Origin of the sequence: Oscillibacter valericigenes (genome assembly GCF_021531435.1) — a bacterium.
Lineage (GTDB): Bacteria > Bacillota > Clostridia > Oscillospirales > Oscillospiraceae > Oscillibacter > Oscillibacter valericigenes_B.
Genome location: NZ_JAFBIS010000005.1, coordinates 82,128 through 98,805, shown reverse-complemented (window position 1 = coordinate 98,805; position 16,678 = coordinate 82,128). Strand labels below are relative to the sequence as shown.

At 60.7% G+C, this 16,678-nt stretch carries 19 protein-coding genes and 1 riboswitch; of the genes, 14 read left to right on the top strand and 5 right to left on the bottom strand.

Annotation, left to right across the window (positions count from 1 at the left end):
* The 6 genes from JQM68_RS04445 to JQM68_RS04420 all read left to right on the top strand — a co-directional run bounded on the left by JQM68_RS04445 (window position 1) and on the right by JQM68_RS04420 (window position 6,548).
* Complete coding sequence (locus JQM68_RS04445; protein ID WP_235221726.1) at window positions 1-738, top strand: HAD family hydrolase; 738 nt, start codon at window positions 1-3, stop codon at window positions 736-738.
* Window positions 739-799: 61 nt separating this feature from the next.
* A complete protein-coding gene (locus JQM68_RS04440) occupies window positions 800-1,576 on the top strand; it encodes an HAD family hydrolase (protein WP_235221725.1) in 777 nt (258 codons plus the stop codon).
* Between the two features lie 23 nt (window positions 1,577-1,599).
* On the top strand, window positions 1,600-3,168 hold the full coding sequence (locus JQM68_RS04435; protein ID WP_235221724.1) for an alkaline phosphatase family protein: 1,569 nt from the start codon (window positions 1,600-1,602) through the stop codon (window positions 3,166-3,168).
* A 302-nt stretch (window positions 3,169-3,470) separates the two neighbouring features.
* The gene (locus tag JQM68_RS04430) at window positions 3,471-4,304 is read left to right on the top strand and encodes a transketolase (protein ID WP_235221723.1); all 834 of its coding nucleotides are present in this window, start codon (window positions 3,471-3,473) and stop codon (window positions 4,302-4,304) included.
* A 15-nt stretch (window positions 4,305-4,319) separates the two neighbouring features.
* Window positions 4,320-5,291 carry a transketolase family protein gene (locus JQM68_RS04425; RefSeq protein WP_235221722.1) on the top strand — a complete coding sequence of 324 codons (972 nt, stop codon included), beginning with the start codon at window positions 4,320-4,322 and terminating at the stop codon, window positions 5,289-5,291.
* A gap of 75 nt (window positions 5,292-5,366) precedes the next feature.
* The gene (locus JQM68_RS04420) at window positions 5,367-6,548 is read left to right on the top strand and encodes a 4-hydroxybutyrate dehydrogenase (protein ID WP_235221721.1); all 1,182 of its coding nucleotides are present in this window, start codon (window positions 5,367-5,369) and stop codon (window positions 6,546-6,548) included.
* Between the two features lie 28 nt (window positions 6,549-6,576).
* Here JQM68_RS04420 and JQM68_RS04415 read toward each other — a convergent pair whose 3' ends face one another.
* From JQM68_RS04415 to JQM68_RS04400, 4 genes are all read right to left on the bottom strand, one after another.
* On the bottom strand, window positions 6,577-6,714 hold the full coding sequence (locus JQM68_RS04415) for a hypothetical protein (protein WP_235221720.1): 138 nt from the start codon (window positions 6,712-6,714) through the stop codon (window positions 6,577-6,579).
* A gap of 14 nt (window positions 6,715-6,728) precedes the next feature.
* Window positions 6,729-7,079, bottom strand: coding sequence for a helix-turn-helix domain-containing protein (locus JQM68_RS04410; protein WP_235221718.1), 351 nt, complete (start codon window positions 7,077-7,079; stop codon window positions 6,729-6,731).
* Between the two features lie 146 nt (window positions 7,080-7,225).
* Entirely contained in the window at window positions 7,226-7,411 is a 186-nt protein-coding gene (locus tag JQM68_RS04405; protein ID WP_235221717.1) for a hypothetical protein, read from the bottom strand.
* An 87-nt stretch (window positions 7,412-7,498) separates the two neighbouring features.
* Window positions 7,499-8,008 carry an SLOG family protein gene (locus tag JQM68_RS04400; RefSeq protein WP_235221716.1) on the bottom strand — a complete coding sequence of 170 codons (510 nt, stop codon included), beginning with the start codon at window positions 8,006-8,008 and terminating at the stop codon, window positions 7,499-7,501.
* Between the two features lie 135 nt (window positions 8,009-8,143).
* Window positions 8,144-8,268, top strand: a riboswitch (FMN riboswitch).
* 264 nt (window positions 8,269-8,532) lie between these two features.
* On the opposite strand from JQM68_RS04400, the gene JQM68_RS04395 reads away from it, so the two are divergent.
* From JQM68_RS04395 to JQM68_RS04360, 8 genes are all read left to right on the top strand, one after another.
* Complete coding sequence (locus JQM68_RS04395; protein ID WP_235221715.1) at window positions 8,533-9,225, top strand: ECF transporter S component; 693 nt, start codon at window positions 8,533-8,535, stop codon at window positions 9,223-9,225.
* Window positions 9,226-9,358: 133 nt separating this feature from the next.
* Window positions 9,359-10,567: a DNA polymerase IV gene (gene dinB, locus JQM68_RS04390; RefSeq protein ID WP_235221714.1), complete on the top strand. Its 1,209-nt coding sequence runs from the start codon at window positions 9,359-9,361 to the stop codon at window positions 10,565-10,567.
* Window positions 10,564-11,151 carry a 5-formyltetrahydrofolate cyclo-ligase gene (locus JQM68_RS04385; RefSeq protein WP_235221713.1) on the top strand — a complete coding sequence of 196 codons (588 nt, stop codon included), beginning with the start codon at window positions 10,564-10,566 and terminating at the stop codon, window positions 11,149-11,151. The genes dinB and JQM68_RS04385 overlap by 4 nt, the downstream gene beginning before the upstream one ends.
* Window positions 11,152-11,286: 135 nt before the next feature.
* Window positions 11,287-12,534: a serine hydroxymethyltransferase gene (glyA, locus tag JQM68_RS04380; RefSeq protein ID WP_328283717.1), complete on the top strand. Its 1,248-nt coding sequence runs from the start codon at window positions 11,287-11,289 to the stop codon at window positions 12,532-12,534.
* 125 nt (window positions 12,535-12,659) lie between these two features.
* A complete protein-coding gene (locus JQM68_RS04375; protein WP_235221711.1) occupies window positions 12,660-12,827 on the top strand; it encodes a hypothetical protein in 168 nt (55 codons plus the stop codon).
* A gap of 42 nt (window positions 12,828-12,869) precedes the next feature.
* Window positions 12,870-13,952, top strand: coding sequence for an HD-GYP domain-containing protein (locus JQM68_RS04370; protein ID WP_235221710.1), 1,083 nt, complete (start codon window positions 12,870-12,872; stop codon window positions 13,950-13,952).
* A gap of 30 nt (window positions 13,953-13,982) precedes the next feature.
* Window positions 13,983-15,020: a 16S rRNA (cytosine(1402)-N(4))-methyltransferase RsmH gene (gene rsmH / locus JQM68_RS04365; protein ID WP_235221709.1), complete on the top strand. Its 1,038-nt coding sequence runs from the start codon at window positions 13,983-13,985 to the stop codon at window positions 15,018-15,020.
* Window positions 15,021-15,032: 12 nt separating this feature from the next.
* Window positions 15,033-15,368: a nucleotide pyrophosphohydrolase gene (locus JQM68_RS04360; RefSeq protein WP_412758453.1), complete on the top strand. Its 336-nt coding sequence runs from the start codon at window positions 15,033-15,035 to the stop codon at window positions 15,366-15,368.
* Between the two features lie 47 nt (window positions 15,369-15,415).
* Here JQM68_RS04360 and JQM68_RS04355 read toward each other — a convergent pair whose 3' ends face one another.
* Complete coding sequence (locus JQM68_RS04355; protein ID WP_235221708.1) at window positions 15,416-16,666, bottom strand: aminotransferase class III-fold pyridoxal phosphate-dependent enzyme; 1,251 nt, start codon at window positions 16,664-16,666, stop codon at window positions 15,416-15,418.
* Window positions 16,667-16,678 lie beyond the last annotated feature (12 nt).

Genomic DNA, 16,678 nt, shown 5'->3' with positions numbered 1-16,678 from the left:
ATGGATAACACCAAGCGTTACAAAGCGGTATTTTTTGACCTGGGCGGCACCCTGCGCATCGCCCTGAAGGATGAGCCCTACATGAAGCACGCCCGCCGCAAGATGGCGGAGATCGCCGGCACCGATATGCCCTACGAGGAATTTTTCCAGTTGATCGAGGACCGCTACGAGCCCTACCGCAAATGGGCCCTCAGCGAGTTCAAGGAGTCCGACGACGAGGAGCTGTGGTGCAAGTGGCTGCTGCCCGACTATGACCCGGTCCGCATCAAGCAGGTCTGCCATGAGCTGAGCTACCAGTACCGCCAGACCAAGGGCCGCCGCGTCGTGGTAGACGGCGGCGTGGAGGTCATCAAGGGCCTCCATGAGCGGGGCTACAAGCTGGGTATCATCTCCAACCTCATCGGCGAGACCGAGGTCCCCGACTGGCTGGAGGAGGACGGCCTGGACCAGTATTTCGACTCCGTCATCCTCTCCTCCGTCTGCCACCTGCGCAAGCCCGGCTTTGAGATCTATCAGCTCTGCGCCAAGGAAATGGGCGTGGAACTGGCGGACTGCGTGTCCGTGGCCGACAACGTCAAGCGGGACATCCCCGGCGCCAAGAAAGCCGGCGTGGGCTGCAACATTATTTTCGAGTCCCCGGAGAAAAAGCACGCCGTGGAGTTCACCGAGGAGAACCGCCCCGACGCCATCATCAAGGACTTCCGGGAAATTCTGGACCTGCTGCCGCCCCTGAACTAAATCACATGGCGGGACGTCCGGGGCCTCCCCGGGCGCGTCCTGCGTTATGGAGGTCATCAATATGAATACGGATATTCGCTATATTTTCATCGACCTGGGCGGCACCTTCCGCGTCATCGACGAGGACCCCGCCTACCTCTCTGCCGCCCGTGCGAAAATTGCCGAGCTGTGCGGCGTGGAGACCGACGACCCCAACAAGTGGTTCGACGAGGTCATTGACAAGCGGTACGACAAGTACCGGGAATGGGCCCTGAAGTTCATGTGCGAGGCTCCCGAGGAGGTCCTGTGGACCCGCTGGCTGGCCTACGACATGGACCGGGAGCGCATCCTGAAGAACGCCGCCGAGCTGACCTACCAGTACCGCCAGACCAAGGGCCGCCGCACCGTGGTGGAGGGTGGCGCCGAGACCGTCAAGGAACTGTGCGCCAGAGGCTACACCCTGGGCATCATCAGCGATTTGGTTGGCAAGCGCGAGGTGGACGAGTGGCTGGATGCAGACGGTCTGCGGCCCTATTTCAAGACCGTCCAGCAGTCCTCCATCACCTACGTCCGCAAGCCCGGCCCCGCCATCTACTACTACGCCATGGAGGAAGTCGGCGCCCAGCCGGAGAACTGCTGCTATGTGGGCGACAACCTGAACCGCGACATCGTGGGCGCTAAGGCCGTGGACTTCGGCATGACCGTGGCAGTCCAGTACAACAAAAACAAGCCCCTGAAGCTTACCGAGGAGAACATGCCCAGCGCCAAAATTTACACCTTCCCCCAGCTGCTGGACATCTTCCCCGCCTGCGGCCAGGTGGCTGTGGATAAGCTGATCGCCCCCAACGACGGGCAGTAATTTGTAATTAGGAGGTACATTCCATGTCTGATTTGAAACGCGGCGGCGCCCAGCTGGCGGAAGCCGTCAAGAGAGCATACGAACTGGGTCAGGACGACTACCATCTGGAGCCGATGCTCCTGGTGGAGGACGGCAAGCCTGTGGGCAAAATTTCCGACGGCGACGCCGCCATCTTCTGCTGCCGCCGGGGCGAGCGGGAGATCGAGCTGACCGAGATGTTCACCGAGGAGGGCTTCGACAAGGTGGAGCGCCGGAAGCTGAACGACCTGGACTTCGTTATTATGACGATGTACCACGACAAGTTCAAGGACCTACCCATCGCTTTCGCCCCCGCCAAGGTGGTAAAGCCCCTGGCCCAGGTCCTCAGCGAGGCCGGGAAATCCCAGTTTCACTGCGCCGAGAGCGAGAAATTCGCCCATGTGACCTTCTTCTTCAACGGCGGTGAGAACAACGCCTTCCCCGGCGAAGATGACGTCTGCATCCCCTCTCCCAAGGGCATCGACTTTGACCAGCAGCCCGAGCTGTCCCTGCCCAAGGTGGCGGACACGGTCATGGACGCCCTGGGCAAGTATGACTTCGTGGTCACCAACTTTGCCAACGGCGACGTCATCGGCCACACCCAGAACACCGCCGCCAAGATCCAGGCCTGCGGCCATGTCAGCCACTACCTGGACGTGGTGGTCCACGACGCGCTGAACAAGGGCTACGTGGTGGCCATCACCGCCGACCACGGCAACATTGAGAAGCTGTACACCGCTGCCGGCAAGCCCGACGGCGCCCACACCACCAACCTAGTGCCCTTCATCATGATCGACCCCGCCGACAAGTCCCCCATCGCCCTCCGGGACGGCTCCCTGGGCGACGTGGCTCCCACTGTGCTGGACGTCATGGGCATCCCCCAGCCCGCCGAGATGTCTGGCCGTTCCCTGGCCGAGGGCAAGAACTGGGGCAAGGACCGCAAGATGCTGCTCATCATCTGCGACGGCTGGGGCCTGGGCACCGGCGACGAGAACGACGCCATCCATGTGGCCGACACCCCCTATTGGGATTCTTTGCTTGCCGAGCAGTCCTGGAGCAAGCTCCACGCCTCCGGCGAGTTCGTGGGTCTGGGCGCCGGCAAAGCCGGCAACTCCGAGGCCGGCCACTCCAACCTGGGCGCCGGCCGCTGCGTGATGCAGGACGACGTCCGCCTGGACGCCGCTGTCAAGGACGGCAGCTTCAAGAAGAACCCCATCTTCCTGGAGGCCATCGAGCACGCCAAGCGCAACGGCACCGCCCTGCACCTGCTGGCCTACCTGACCTACAAGTCCTCCCACGGCTGCATCGACTATCCTCTGAACATCTGCGAGATGGCAAAGGAAGCCGGTCTGGAGAAGGTCTACTTCCACATCATCTTTGACGGCCGCTCCACCGAGCCCGGCTCCGCCCCCACCCTGCTGGCTGAGCTGGACGCCAAGCTGGACGCCATCGGCCTGGGCCGTATCGTGGACGGCGTGGGCCGCGGCGTGGCGCTGGACCGCGACAAGAACTACGACAAAGTCAAGCGCGCCTATGACGCCATGGTCGACGGCGTGGGCACACAGTACGAATAATTGGTTGTCTCATAAAATTCCGGCGGCGGCACCCTCCACCGGCTCTCCCGCGGAGCTTTCGGAGGGCTCCGCCGCCTCTTTTTACCGGTTTCCGCATTTATCCTTGTTAAAAAACAAACGGTCATTGACGAATCGGCTGTTTCTGCTGTAAAATAACTCCGAACGCAGAGTGATCTTGCCATTCTGTTTTTATGGGCGTTTGGCAAACGATTACCTGCGCCGCAGCCAGCGTGAATCCTGCGCCCTGTCAGCCCTTTTCTGGCCTGGCGCTTCATTTAAAAAAGGAAAGGAAGATACCCCCCATGAACGAGAAAAAGTGCAAAGTTCTGGCGGCCGAGATCCGGCTGGAGACTCTGAAAGTCATCCACTCCCGCGGTTTTGGTCATGTGGGCGGCTCCATGGATCTGGCCGATCTGATGGCCGTCCTGTATGGAGAGGTCATGAAATTCGATCCCAAGAATCCCCGCTGGGAAGACCGTGACTGGCTGGTCCTGTCCAAGGGTCATGCCGGCCCTGTGGCTTACGCCACCTTCGGCCTGATGGGTTTCTATCCCATGGAGGAGGCCTATACCCTGAACCAGCCCGGCACTAAGTTCCCCAGCCACACCGACCGGAAGCTGACCCCCGGCGTGGACCTGACCACCGGCTCCCTGGGCCAGGGCGTGTCCACCGCCACCGGCGCGGCTCTGGGCAACAAGATCGACGGCCGTGACAACCACGTGTTCTGCGTCATCGGCGACGGCGAGGCCGACGAGGGCCAGGTTTGGGAAGGCCTGCACTTCGCCTACGCCCACAAGCTGGACAACATCATCTACTTCTTCGACAACAACGGCTATCAGCTGGACGGCCCCACCGACGACATCCTGGCCCACGGCAGCCTTGCCAAGAAAGCTGAGGCCTTCGGCCTGTACACCCAGGAGATCGACGGCCACGATGTGAAGGCCATCTACGACGCCATCCAGAATGCCTACGCCAAGAAGGGCGTGCCCAGCTGCATCGTTCTGGACACCAGCAAGGGCAAGGGCGCTACCTTCGCCGAGCCCAAGCACGACCACTCCTCTCAGCCCAGCGAGGAGCAGTGGACCGAGGCCATCGCTGCCGCTGAGAAGGCACTGGATGCCATCAAGAACGCTTAAAGGAGGGAAAGAACGATGAACGTGAAACTGATTGGTGAGCACAAGAAAGATTCCCGCGCCTGCCGCGACGGTCTCGCTCTGACCCTGAACGAGATGATGGCGGAGGACAAGTCCATCTGCTACGTGGACTGCGACCTGATGGGCTGCATCAACACCAAGATGCTGCGCAAAAACTATCCCGACCGCGCTTTTGAGGCCGGTATCGCCGAGGCCAACGGCGCCGGCGTTGCCGCGGGCCTTGCCGCCACCGGCAAGAAGGTGTTCTATCACTCCTTCGGCACCTTCTCCTCCCGCCGCTGCTATGACCAGATCTACATGTCCGCCGCTTACGCCGGCCTCAGCGTCCGTGTGCTGGGCTCCGACGCCGGTGTGACCGCTGCCTTCAACGGCGGCACCCATATGCCTCTGGAGGATGCCGCCATGTACCTGAGCATCCCCGAGACCACCGTGCTGGACCCCGCTGACTACGACCAGCTGGCCAGCATCACCCGCCAGCTGGTGAACGTGGAGGGCGTTTCCTACACCCGCTTCGTCCGCAAGGGCATCATCCAGGTCTACGGCGAGGGCTCCGAGTTCGAGATCGGCAAGGGCGTCGTCCTGCATGAGAGCGACAAGGATGTGGCCACCATCATCACCTCCGGCATCATGGTGGACGAGAGCCTGAAGGCCTACGAGTCCCTGCAGGCCGAGGGCATTTCCGTCCGCGTCATCGATATGTTCACCTGGAAGCCCCTGGACGAGGAGCTGGTCATCAAGGCCGCCAAGGAGACCGGCGCCATCGTCACCGCTGAGAACCACAACGTCACCTGCGGTCTGGGCTCCGTAGTCGCTAACTGCCTGGCCAAGAACTGCCCCACCATCCAGGAGTTCGTGGGCGTACAGGATCTGTTCGGCGAGGTGGGTCCCCAGGACTACCTGATGGACCGCTTCGGCCTGCGTGCCGCCAACATTGTCGAGGCCGTGAAGAAGGCCGTTTCCCGCAAGTAAGTTCGTTGACTTCTGTCCCGGCGGGCGCCGGGACAGCGTCAAATAATTCTATATTTCAAAGGAGAGTTGATTCCAATGGCTATGGACGCTTTTTCCGCCTCTCTGATGGCTGATAAGAGAGAGATCATCTTCGCCCCCACCGTGTACAAATTCCAGACCTTCGCCCAGATGGCGGAGGAGTTCAAGCTGAACGACCGCGACGTGGTCCTGACCAACGAGTTCATCTACAAGCCCTTCATGGAGGAGCTGGGCCTGAAGTGCCAGTTCGTGTTCCAGGAGAAGTTCGGCGCCGGTGAGCCCTCCGAGGCCATGATCCAGACCATGTACGACGCCATCCCCTATGACAGCTATGACCGTGTCATCGCCGTCGGCGGCGGCGCCATCATGGACCTGTGCAAGCTGCTGGGCTGCCAGCGTCCCGACACCGTGCACAACCTGTACTTCAAGCGCTTCCCCGTCGTGCATGAGAAGGACGTCATCGCCATCCCCACCACCTGCGGCACCGGCTCTGAGTGCACCAACATCTCCGTGGCCATCGTCAAGGACGAGAAGGACGGCGTTCTGACCGGCGGCGAGACCAAGCTGGGCCTGGTTTCCGACGACATCATCCCCAACAAGGTCTGCCTGATCCCCGACCTGCTGCGCACCCTGCCCTACAAGCCCTTCGCCTGCTCCGCCATCGACGCTCTGGTGCACGCCACTGAGTCCTTCCTGAGCCCCCACCGCAAGACCATCACCAGCGAGCTCTTCAGCGAGAAGGCCATGGACATGATCCTGAAGGGCTTCAAGCTGCTGGACGAGAAGGGCCCCGACGCCCGGTTCGAGTACATGGACCAGTTCGTCACCGCTTCCTTCTACGCCGGCATCGCCTTCCTGAAGGCCGGCTGCGGCCCTGTTCACGGCATGAGCTTCCCCCTGGGCGGCACCTATCACGTGCCTCACGGCGAGTCCAACTACATGCTGTTCGGCGCCATCATGGACTACTATGACGAGAAGAACCCCGACGGCGAGATCATGCGCTTCAAGGAACTGGTGGCCGGTATCCTGGGCTGCGAGGCCAAGGACGCCATCCCCGAGATGAACGCCCTGCTGCAGCGCATCCTGCCCCTGCGTCCCCTCCGGGACTGCGGCTTCACCGAGGCCGACTTCAAGGCCTTCCCCCAGTCCGTGGAGGCCAACCAGCAGCGCCTGATGACCAATGCTTACTATCCCTTCGATCTGGAGAGCGAAGAGGCCATCTACCGCAAGTGCTACTAATTCCCACATGCAGAAAGAGCGACGGTTTTTACCGTCGCTCTTTTTTGTCCTGTTCATATCGTTTGCCGAACCGGATCAGGGCGATCCCCACGGCGATCTTCAACGCGGCAAGCAAAGTCGGCAGCACAAATGCCGACACCAGCATGGTTGTACCAAAGGATTCCATACGTCCCTCCCCTTTCAATACCATAACACCCTTGCGATATTCAGGATGCCCAATAAGTCCAGTGCACCCCAAGCCACCGCCGCCCAGCCCAAAATTCGTGCCAGGGTTCCCAGATGCTCCGTCAAAAATCGGTTGGATTTCTCCCGGCGGATGGGCTCCTGTCTCTCGACCTCCGGCCGCAGCTGATAGTCCGTGGTAACGCCGAACAGGTCTGCCAAAAGGATGACCTTCTCTGTCTCCGGCATCGTCTCGTTCCGCTCCCAGCGGCTCACCGCCTGGCGGCTGACGTCCAGCTTCTCCGCCAGGACGTCCTGGCTCATACCCGCTTTTTGCCGCAGGCTTTGCAGCTTCTCTCCAAATGTCATGGCCCCGCTCCCTTTCTTTAGTAGTGGCACCATCATAGCAAAATTTCTCTATGCCGTCCAGCAACCGGGCATGGAACTTCCGCAATCTCAGGTTGCGCGGTGAAAAGACGCAAAAAAACAGCCCCCTTCGGGACTGTTTCACGGATTCAGTTGGATACCTCCCGCATGACGGCGTCCAGGGCCTCCTGGGGCGCCATGCCGCCCTCCGACACCGCCCGGCACAGGCGGCGGTAGAGCAGGCGGTCCGCGCCGGCCAGGGCTACGGCCCGGTCCAAAAGTTCTTCCCGGAAGCCCACGGCCTCCAGCTCCTGCATCAAGGGGATAATATTCACCGCGCCACCGCCTTTCCGACACCAGTATACCCGCTGCGCCGGAAAAAACGCTATCAAGATTTTGTTAAATTCTTGTATGGCTTTCGTTTACTCAGCCAAAATCGGCAGGTCCACGATGGCCAGTCCCTGGTTCAACGCATATTCCACCGTGTACCGGGTGCCGCCGGAAGTGCCGTCAAACGCGGCGATAAGCAGCGACGCGTGGTCCACCAGATAGCGGTCCCGGCGCAGCATACAGGTGGAAGTGTACTGGCCGGACACCATCGTCTCAAAGTCGCAGGCCGCCACCAGGCGGTCATACCGCTCCCGCTGGGCGGGCGGCCAGGCGTCGGCCTGGGTGGGACAGGGGATGGCCGCTTCCACCGTCACATCGGGGTGACGCTCCCGCAGGGCCAGCACCGCCTCGCAGAAATAGAGGTCACAGCCCATGGCCATGCCGCAGAGAAAATGGCGGAAGCCCTGCTCATAGGCCAGCTCCACCGCGTCGGCAATGCGGCGCTTCAGCTTCAGGCAGCGGGGGTCGAACTCGTTATACCGCCAGGGCAGTTTTCCCGGCCGGTGGCCGGTAAAGCAGCAGGATTCCTGTCTGGCACGCATGGCAGCACCTCCCCTTTTGATAGCTGTTTTCAGTATAGAACATTCGTTTGAATTTGTAAAGGGGAAGCGAAAAAAATTAGGGGTTGCTTTTTGATGGAGACTGTCATATAATATCCCACAGGAAACAACTGAATACTTTGTCTTCAGGGCGGGGCGAAATTCCCCACTGGCGGTAAAGTCCGCGACCGGATACCTTCGGTATCCGCTGACCCGGTGAAACTCCGGGACCAACAGTATAGTCTGGATGGAAGAAGATGAGTGCGGCAAGGCCGCGCGTTTTTGACGCGCTTCTTTGTTGTAGGAAGCTCTGATTCAATTCGTGTATGTGGATCGGGGCAGTTTTTTTGTCCGGCGAGGCAAAAATCTGCAGGAATCCCAAGGGATTTCAAAGATTTTTAACGAAGCTGGGCGGAAAAAATGCCGCCGGGACATGTGCGCGAAGTGGAGCAGAGGTTCCTGAGATCACCTTGGAGAGAAGTCAAAGCATCCAGGGTGTTTTCAAAACAACAAAGGAGTGTATTTTTATGTCCGAACCCAATGTCAACGCCATCCCTGCCACCAAGTCCAATGTCAAAACCATCACCTCCATGGCCATGCTGACCGCCATCGCCTATGTGGTGATGGTCCTCTCCAAGATGCTGCCCCAGGTCTCCGGCTTTTTGCAGCTGGACCTGAAGGACACCGTCATCTGCATCGGCGGTTTCGTCTTCGGCCCTCTGGCCGCCGCCATCATCTCTATTGTAGTAGCCGTCGTTGAGATGTTCACCGTCAGCGACACCGGCATCATCGGCCTCATTATGAACATGCTGGCCACCTGCGCCTTCTGCTGCACCGCCGCTTTTGTGTACAAGCGCATCCACACCAAGAAGGGCGCCATCATCGGCCTGGCTCTGGGCGTGGTGCTCCTGACCATTGTGATGATGCTGTGGAACTACCTCATTACCCCCCTGTACATGGGCGTGCCCCGTGAAATGGTAGCCGGCATGATGCTGTCCGTGTTCCTGCCCTTCAACGTGGTCAAGGGGGGTCTCAACATGGCTCTGATCCTGCTGCTGTACAAGCCTGTGGTCACCGCCCTGCGGAAAGCCAAGCTGGTGCCGGAGTCCCACGCGCCCCAGCAGTCCGCCCGCAAGCTGAACGCCGGCTTCCTGCTGTTCTCCCTGGCCCTGCTTGCTACCTTCGTGACCCTGGCACTGGTGCTGATGGGCATCATCTGATCCCGTCCATACTTTTTACTCCGGGAGGAGCGGTGCGCTTCTGCGTACCGCCCCTCCCCTTTTTTCGAAATCCGGCTTTTCTTTTCCGAACAAATGTGCTATTATAGGAATATTGAATGAAAGGGGGGATACCGTGGACCGCATCATCCTGCACTGCGATCTGAACTGCTTTTACGCTTCCGTGGAGCTGTTGAGCCACCCGGATCTGCGGGACGTGCCCATGGCCGTCTGCGGCGACCCCCAATCCCGCCACGGCATCATCCTGGCGAAGAACGAACCTGCCAAGAAATTCGGCGTCCAGACGGCGGAGACCATCTGGCAGGCCAAAAAGAAGTGCCCGGACCTGGTGCTGCTGCCGCCCCACCATGACCTGTACCGGGAGTACTCCCGGAAAGTCAACGCCATTTACGACGAGTACACCGACCTGGTGGAGCCCTTTGGCATCGACGAGAGCTGGCTGGATGTGACCCACACCCTCCACCTGTTCGGCGGGGACGCCAGGGCCTTGGCCGACGCCTTGCGGGAGCGGATGAAGCGGCAGCTGGGGCTGACTCTCTCCGTGGGCGTCAGCTTCAACAAGGTCTTTGCCAAGCTGGGCAGCGACTATAAAAAGCCCGACGCCACCACCGTCATCTCCCGAGAAAACTGGAATGAGCTGGTGTGGCCCCTGCCGGTGGGGGATCTGCTGTATGTGGGCGGCGCCGCCCGGAAACTCTTAAAGCAGTACGGCATCACCACCATCGGCCAGCTGGCCGCCTGCAAGCCGGAGATGCTGGAGACCCTGATGGGCAAAATGGGCACCCAGCTTTACGATTACGCTAACGGCCTGGACCGGGACCCGGTGCGCTCCCGGTATGACACGGAGCCGGTGAAGTCCGTGGGCAACGGCACCACCTTTCCGCAGAACCTCACCACCCGGGAGCAGGTCCACGCTGGCATCGCCGTGCTGGCGGACTCCGTGGCCTCCCGTCTGCGGCACGCGGGGCTGTATGCGGGCGGCGTCCAGGTGACGGTCCGGGACCCCCAGTTCCACGACCGCTCCCGCCAGCGGCAGCTTGCCGCCCCCACCCATCTCATTCGGGACCTGACGGACGCCGCCATGGAGCTGCTGTATGAGCTCTGGAAGCCGCCATCTCCCATCCGGGCGCTGACGGTCACCGCCATCCATCTGGTCCAGGAGGGCGAAGCCTATGAGCAGGTGGATCTGTTCAGCTCCGGCCCCGGCAAGGAAAAGCAGGAGAAGCTGGAGGGCGCCATGGAGCAGATACGGAAAAAATTTGGCGCGGACGCCATCGTCTTCGGCGCCGCCCGGCCGGAAAAAGAGGAGGACCCCTTACCATGACGAAAGCAGAGGACAAGCAGCGGCTCCGCCGCGTCATCCGGGAGTTGGAGCGCCAGCTCTCTCCCCGCTACAAGGAGGCCAGCAGCCGGGCCATCGCCGCCCATCTGCTGGCCATGCCGGAATACCAGGCCGCCGGGACGGTGTTCTGCTTTGTGGGCTCGGAACGGGAAATCGACACCCGGCCCATTCTGGAGGACGCTCTCGCCGCCGGGAAGTGGCTGTGCGTGCCGCTGTGCACGGGGCCGGGTATCATGGAACTGCGCCAGGTCACGGCGCTTGACCAGTTGGTCCCCGGCGCTTACGGCATCCCGGAGCCGCCTGCCGCTGCCCCCGAGGTGGACATGGACGAGGTGGACTTCGCCGTCCTCCCCTGTGTCGCCTGCAATCATCTGGGACAGCGCCTGGGCCGGGGCGGGGGCTACTACGACCGCTTTCTCTCCGGTTACCGGGGCGGCACGGTGCTGCTGTGCCGGGAAAAGCTCATCCGGGAGGAGATCCCCCTGGAGCCCTGGGACATGCCCGTCCCCTGGGTACTGACGGAGCGCGGCTTGTACGAGGACGGCATCCCCGCGCGGCTGGGTTGACAAAATTGGCTGTTTTTCCTGAAAAAGTCCTCTGTTTTCCGTGAAAACCGTCGGTTGTCAAATCCGCTCTTCTCCCGTACAATGGACGCAATACGTTTTCGGCGGCAGCGCCGCTTTCCAAAGGAGGACTTTTTCATGCTTCAGCAATCTATGGAGTTTCTCTCCCAGTACGACCCGGAGGTGGGGGCCTCCATTCAGGAGGAATTTGCCCGGGAACGATGCCATATTGAACTGATCGCATCAGAGAACATCGTCAGCGAGGCGGTGATGCTGGCGCAAGGCTCCTGCCTGACGAATAAATACGCCGAGGGTTACCCCGGCAAGCGGTACTACGGCGGCTGCTACGCCGTGGACGTTACCGAGGACCTGGCCCGCCGCCGGGCCTGCGAGCTGTTCGGCTGTAATTATGCCAACGTCCAGCCCCACTCCGGTGCCAACGCCAATCTGTCGGCCTTTTTCGCCCTGCTGCAGCCCGGCGACACCGTGCTGAGCATGAGTCTGGCCCACGGCGGCCATCTGAGCCACGGCAGTCCCGTCAATATTTCCGGCAAGTATTTCCACATCGTCCCCTACGGTGTGGAGGACGACACCGAGGTCATCGACTACGACAAGGTGCTGGAACTGGCGAAGGAATGCAAGCCTAAGCTGATCCTGGCAGGTGCCAGTGCCTATCCCCGGACGCTGGACTTCCCCCGGTTCCGGGCCATCGCTGGCGAGGTAGGTGCCTATCTGATGGTGGACATGGCCCACATCGCGGGGCTGGTGGCCGCCGGGGTCCATCCCTCCCCCATCCCCTACGCCGACGTGGTGACCACCACCACCCACAAGACCCTGCGGGGCCCCCGGGGCGGCATGATCCTCTGCAATGATGAGACGATCTACAAGAAAATCAACTCCGCTGTATTCCCCGGCACTCAGGGCGGCTCTCTGGAGCACGTCATCGCTGCCAAGGCCATCTGCCTGGGCGAGGCGTTGAAGCCGGAGTTCAAAGCCTATGGCGAGCAGGTGGTGAAGAATGCCAAGGTCCTCTCTGAAGAACTGACGAAGCAGGGCTTCCGGCTGGTATCCGGCGGCACTGACAATCACCTGTGCCTGCTGGACCTGCGGCCCTTCCACATCACCGGCAAGGAGTTTGAGAACCGCCTGGACGCGGTGCAGATCACCGTCAACAAGAACGCTATCCCCAACGACCCGGAAAAGCCCTTCGTTACCAGCGGTGTCCGGGTGGGCACTCCCGCCGTCACCTCCCGGGGCTTCAAGGAGCCGGAGATGATAGAAATTGCCCGGTGGATGGGCATGGTGGCCCGGGACTTTGAGGGCTGCCGCTACCAGGTTCGTTCCGAGGTGGACGCCCTGTGCCGCCGTTTCCCCATTTACGAATAAGCGCAAAGCCGTCAGGTCACATCCCTGGCGGCTTTTTCATGCCGCCTTGGTTGACGGTTTCCGGTTTCTGTGTTATATGTGCTATGTAGATATTTTTTTATAGAAGCAGCGTGGGAGGATACCGCATGGAATATTGCAAGCTCCAGACCGGCTGTCTGCTGGTCGTCGCCTATATCGCCTTTCTCTATGTCCGGGAGCGTCGGCGTTATGAGAAAAAACTCCGCCCTACGCCCTTCGACGGGCTTCTGGCTCTGGGTATCCTGAGCCTGACGCTGGACGGCGTGACGGCCTAGACCGTCAACCGCCTGGACACCGTCCCGGCGATACTGAACCTGGTGCTGCACCTGCTGTTTCTCATCAGCCTGGATTCCATTGTTTTTCTGCTGTTTCTCTACTTTTTGGCATCCACTGAGGGTCTCCCCAAGCGGAAAAGCGCACGGTTTTGCCTGTTTGCCCCCTACGCCGCCAGCATTGCCATGGTGCTGCTGAATATCGGCTCCCTGGAATACCGGACGGGACGGCTGTCCAACTACTCCATGGGCGTGTCAGTCTACGCCTGCTTTATCATGGTGGGGCTCTCCATCATCTTCACCTTCGTGGTGTTTTTCCGGCGGTGGAATTACATTGAAAGCCACAAGCGGGCCAGTATTTTCACCTACCTGCTGGTAATGCTGCTGTTAGGCGGGTATCAGATGCTGTTGCCGGACGCTCTGGTGACCAGCCTGGGCGTGACCATTTTCATTCTGGGCGTATACCTGAACCAGGAGAATCCCGCCCTGCGGCAGCTCTCCCACTATCACCGGGAGATGGTGATGGGCTTCGCCGTCCTCATCGAGGGCAAGGACGGCAGCACCGGCGGCCACGTCCGCCGCACCACCGCCTATGTGGAGGTGCTGGCGAAGGCCCTGCGGGACCGGGGCCATTTCCGGGACGTCCTGACCAAGGACTATCTGGAAAACCTGATGATGGCCGCTCCCATGCATGACATCGGCAAGATCTCCGTACCGGACAGCATCCTGCAGAAGCCGGGGCGTCTGACGGCGGAGGAATTTGAGATCATCAAGCGCCACACCGTCAGCGGCGGCGAGATCATCCAGAATACCTTTGGCCACGTCGGGAACGCCCAATACCTGGACATGGCCTACAACGTGGCCCTCCACCACCACGAGAAATGGAACGGCAAGGGGTATCCTACCGGGCTGAAAGGCGGAGAAATCCCCCTCTGCGCCCGCATCATGGCCATCGCGGATGTATTTGACGCCGTGTCCGAAACCCGCTGCTACCGCCCCGCCATGCCTCTGAACCAGTGCTTTGACATCATCCGTCAGGGCGCCGGGAAGGATTTTGACCCCCTGCTGGCGGAGGTTTTTCTGGACATCCGTCCCCAGGTGGAGGCCATTCACGCCCAGGTACAGTGATTTCCCATATGCAAAAAGGAGTTGAACCCCATGGAACAGGAGCATAAGCGGCGCGTCCGCTACAAGGGCACCCATCCCCGCGCCTTCCGGGAAAAATATAAGGAACTGGATCCGGAAAAGTACGGCGCTGATGTGGAGAAGATCATCCAAAGCGGAAAAACCCCCGCCGGAATGCACATCCCCATCATGGTGAATGAAATTCTGGAGGTACTGGATATTCAGCCGGGACAGGTAGGGTACGACGCCACCCTGGGCTACGGCGGCCACACCCGGAAGATGCTGGAAAAGCTGGAGGGGCAGGGCCATCTTTACGCTACCGATGTGGACCCCATCGAGTCCGAAAAGACCCGGGCACGGCTGGAGGCCGCGGGCTATGGGTCCGACATCCTCACCATCCGGCGGATGAACTTCGCCCAGGTGGACCAGGTGGCGCCGGGTGAAAAATTCGATTTCGTGCTGGCGGATCTGGGCGTCTCCTCCATGCAGATTGACGACCCGGAGCGGGGCTTCACCTTCAAGTACGACGGCCCCCTAGACCTGCGGCTGGACCCCACCTCCGGCGTGTCCGCGGCAGAGCGCCTGCGGGAGCTGGACGAGGAGGAGCTTGCCGCCATGCTGGTAGAAAACGCCGACGAGCCCTATGCCAGCCGCATCGCCAAGGCCGTCATGCGGGTATACCAGCGGGGCGGCAGCGTGGATACCACAAAGCAGCTGGCCTCTATCATTGAGGGTGCCCTCTCCTTCCTGCCGCCTGCCGAGCGGAAGGAGGCGGTCAAAAAATCCTGCCAGCGGACTTTCCAGGCGCTTCGCATCGACGTGAACAGCGAATTCGAAGTTTTGTACACTTTCTTAGATAAATTGCCCACTGTATTGAATAGCGGCGGCAGGGTCGCGGTACTGACCTTCCACTCCGGAGAGGACCGGCTGGTGAAAAAAGCCTTCAAGCAGCACCTGCGGGAGGGCGTTTACAGTGAAATCTCCGAGGACGTCACCCGGCCGTCAGCGGAGGAGTGCTACCGCAATCCACGGGCCAAATCCACCAAGCTGCGGTGGGCAGTCCGGGCATAAGGAGGAACTGCCATGCTGAGAGTCGAGACCATACAGCGTGTCCTGAAATTCCGGGACGACCGGGACTGGCGGCAGTTCCACACGCCGAAGGACCTGGCCATTTCCATGAGTCTAGAGGCCGCCGAGCTGCTGGAGGTGTTTCAGTGGAGCGGTACGGACCTGGAGTGCAGGGACAAGCTGGATAAGGTCAAGGAAGAACTGGCGGACGTGCTGAGCTACTGTATTCTGATGGCGGACGTCTGCGGACTGGACCTGGACGAGATCATGAACGAAAAAGTCGATAAAAACGAGGCCAAGTACCCAGTGGAAAAAGCCCGGGGCAGCGCCGCCAAATATACGGAACTGTGAAAAACCGCCCGCGGAAAGATCCGCGGGCGGTTTTTTGCAGAGATTTTTTACAGGGGATGGCGCTTACGCACCACATCAAACGCTTCCTCCGCCACGGCGACGGTCTGGGCAATGTCCTCGTCAGACAGGGCGTAGTTGATGAAGTGGTTATGGTGGGTGGTGAAAAACACGCCCCGTTTCACACACTCGGCGATCCACTCCTGGTGGAGCATCAGGCTGGGGTCGTCCGCCAACCGCAGATAGAACAGGCTGGGCATTCCGCTCACCCGGAGGTCAAAACCGTACTTTTGTCCGGCGTCAACCAGGCCATCGCACAGTTTCTTGCCCTTTTCGTTCAGTATCTTGGGCAAATCCAGTTTCTTCATCTTCTCGATGCAGGCGATGCCGGCGGCGAAGGGCACGGCGGACATCCAGTAGCTGCCGGTGTAGCTAAGCCCGGAGACGGCGTTTTTCAGGAATTCCTTACCGCAGAGGGCGGAGACGTTGTAGCCGTTGGCCAGGGCCTTGCAGAAGCAGATGAGGTCCGCTTCAAAGCCGAAATAGTGGTCGCTGCCCTGGAGGTCGATGCGCCAGCCCGCCCGGACATCGTCCACGATGAGGACGGTGCCGTTGTCGGTGCAGAGCTTGCGGACCTTCTGCCAGAAGCCGTCGGCAGGCAGCTCGTTGTCCTTGAAATTGCCGTGCATATAAGGCTGGCCGATGACGGCGGCGATCTCCCCCTTGTAGCGGTCAAACAGCTCCGCCAACGCGTCGAAGTCGTTCCAGTCCACATAGAGGTTGTGCATGACGTCCTCCTCCAGAATGCCGGAGTAATCCAGCTTCTGGGTCCAAGGGGCGACGCCGTGGTAATAGCCCTTGAAGAACACGATTTTTTTGCGGCGGGTGTAGGCCCGGGCGGTAAGGACCGCCAGGGTGGTGACATCGTTGCCGTTCTTGGCGAAGAAGGCCCAGTCTGCGCAGGCCACGGTATCCACCAGCAGCTCCGCGAAGTCGATCATTTTGGTGGAGGGGATGGTGACGCAGTCCTCCTTCTCCCGCTGCTTGCGGGCAGCCTCATCCACATCCGGGTCGTGATAGCCCAGGATATTAGGGCCGTAGCCGCACATGTAGTCGATGAAGCGGTTGCCGTCCACATCCCAGAAGTAGCTGCCCTGGGCACGGTCGGAAAACAGGGGCCACGCCTCCACGGGGGTGTAGCAGCCCTCGGCGGGGCCCTGGTGTCCGTAGATGCCGGAGGGGATCACCTTACAGGCCCGGAGGTATGCCTCCCGGCTCTTGGAATAGTCGTTGATGTTCATGTCCGTCCCTCC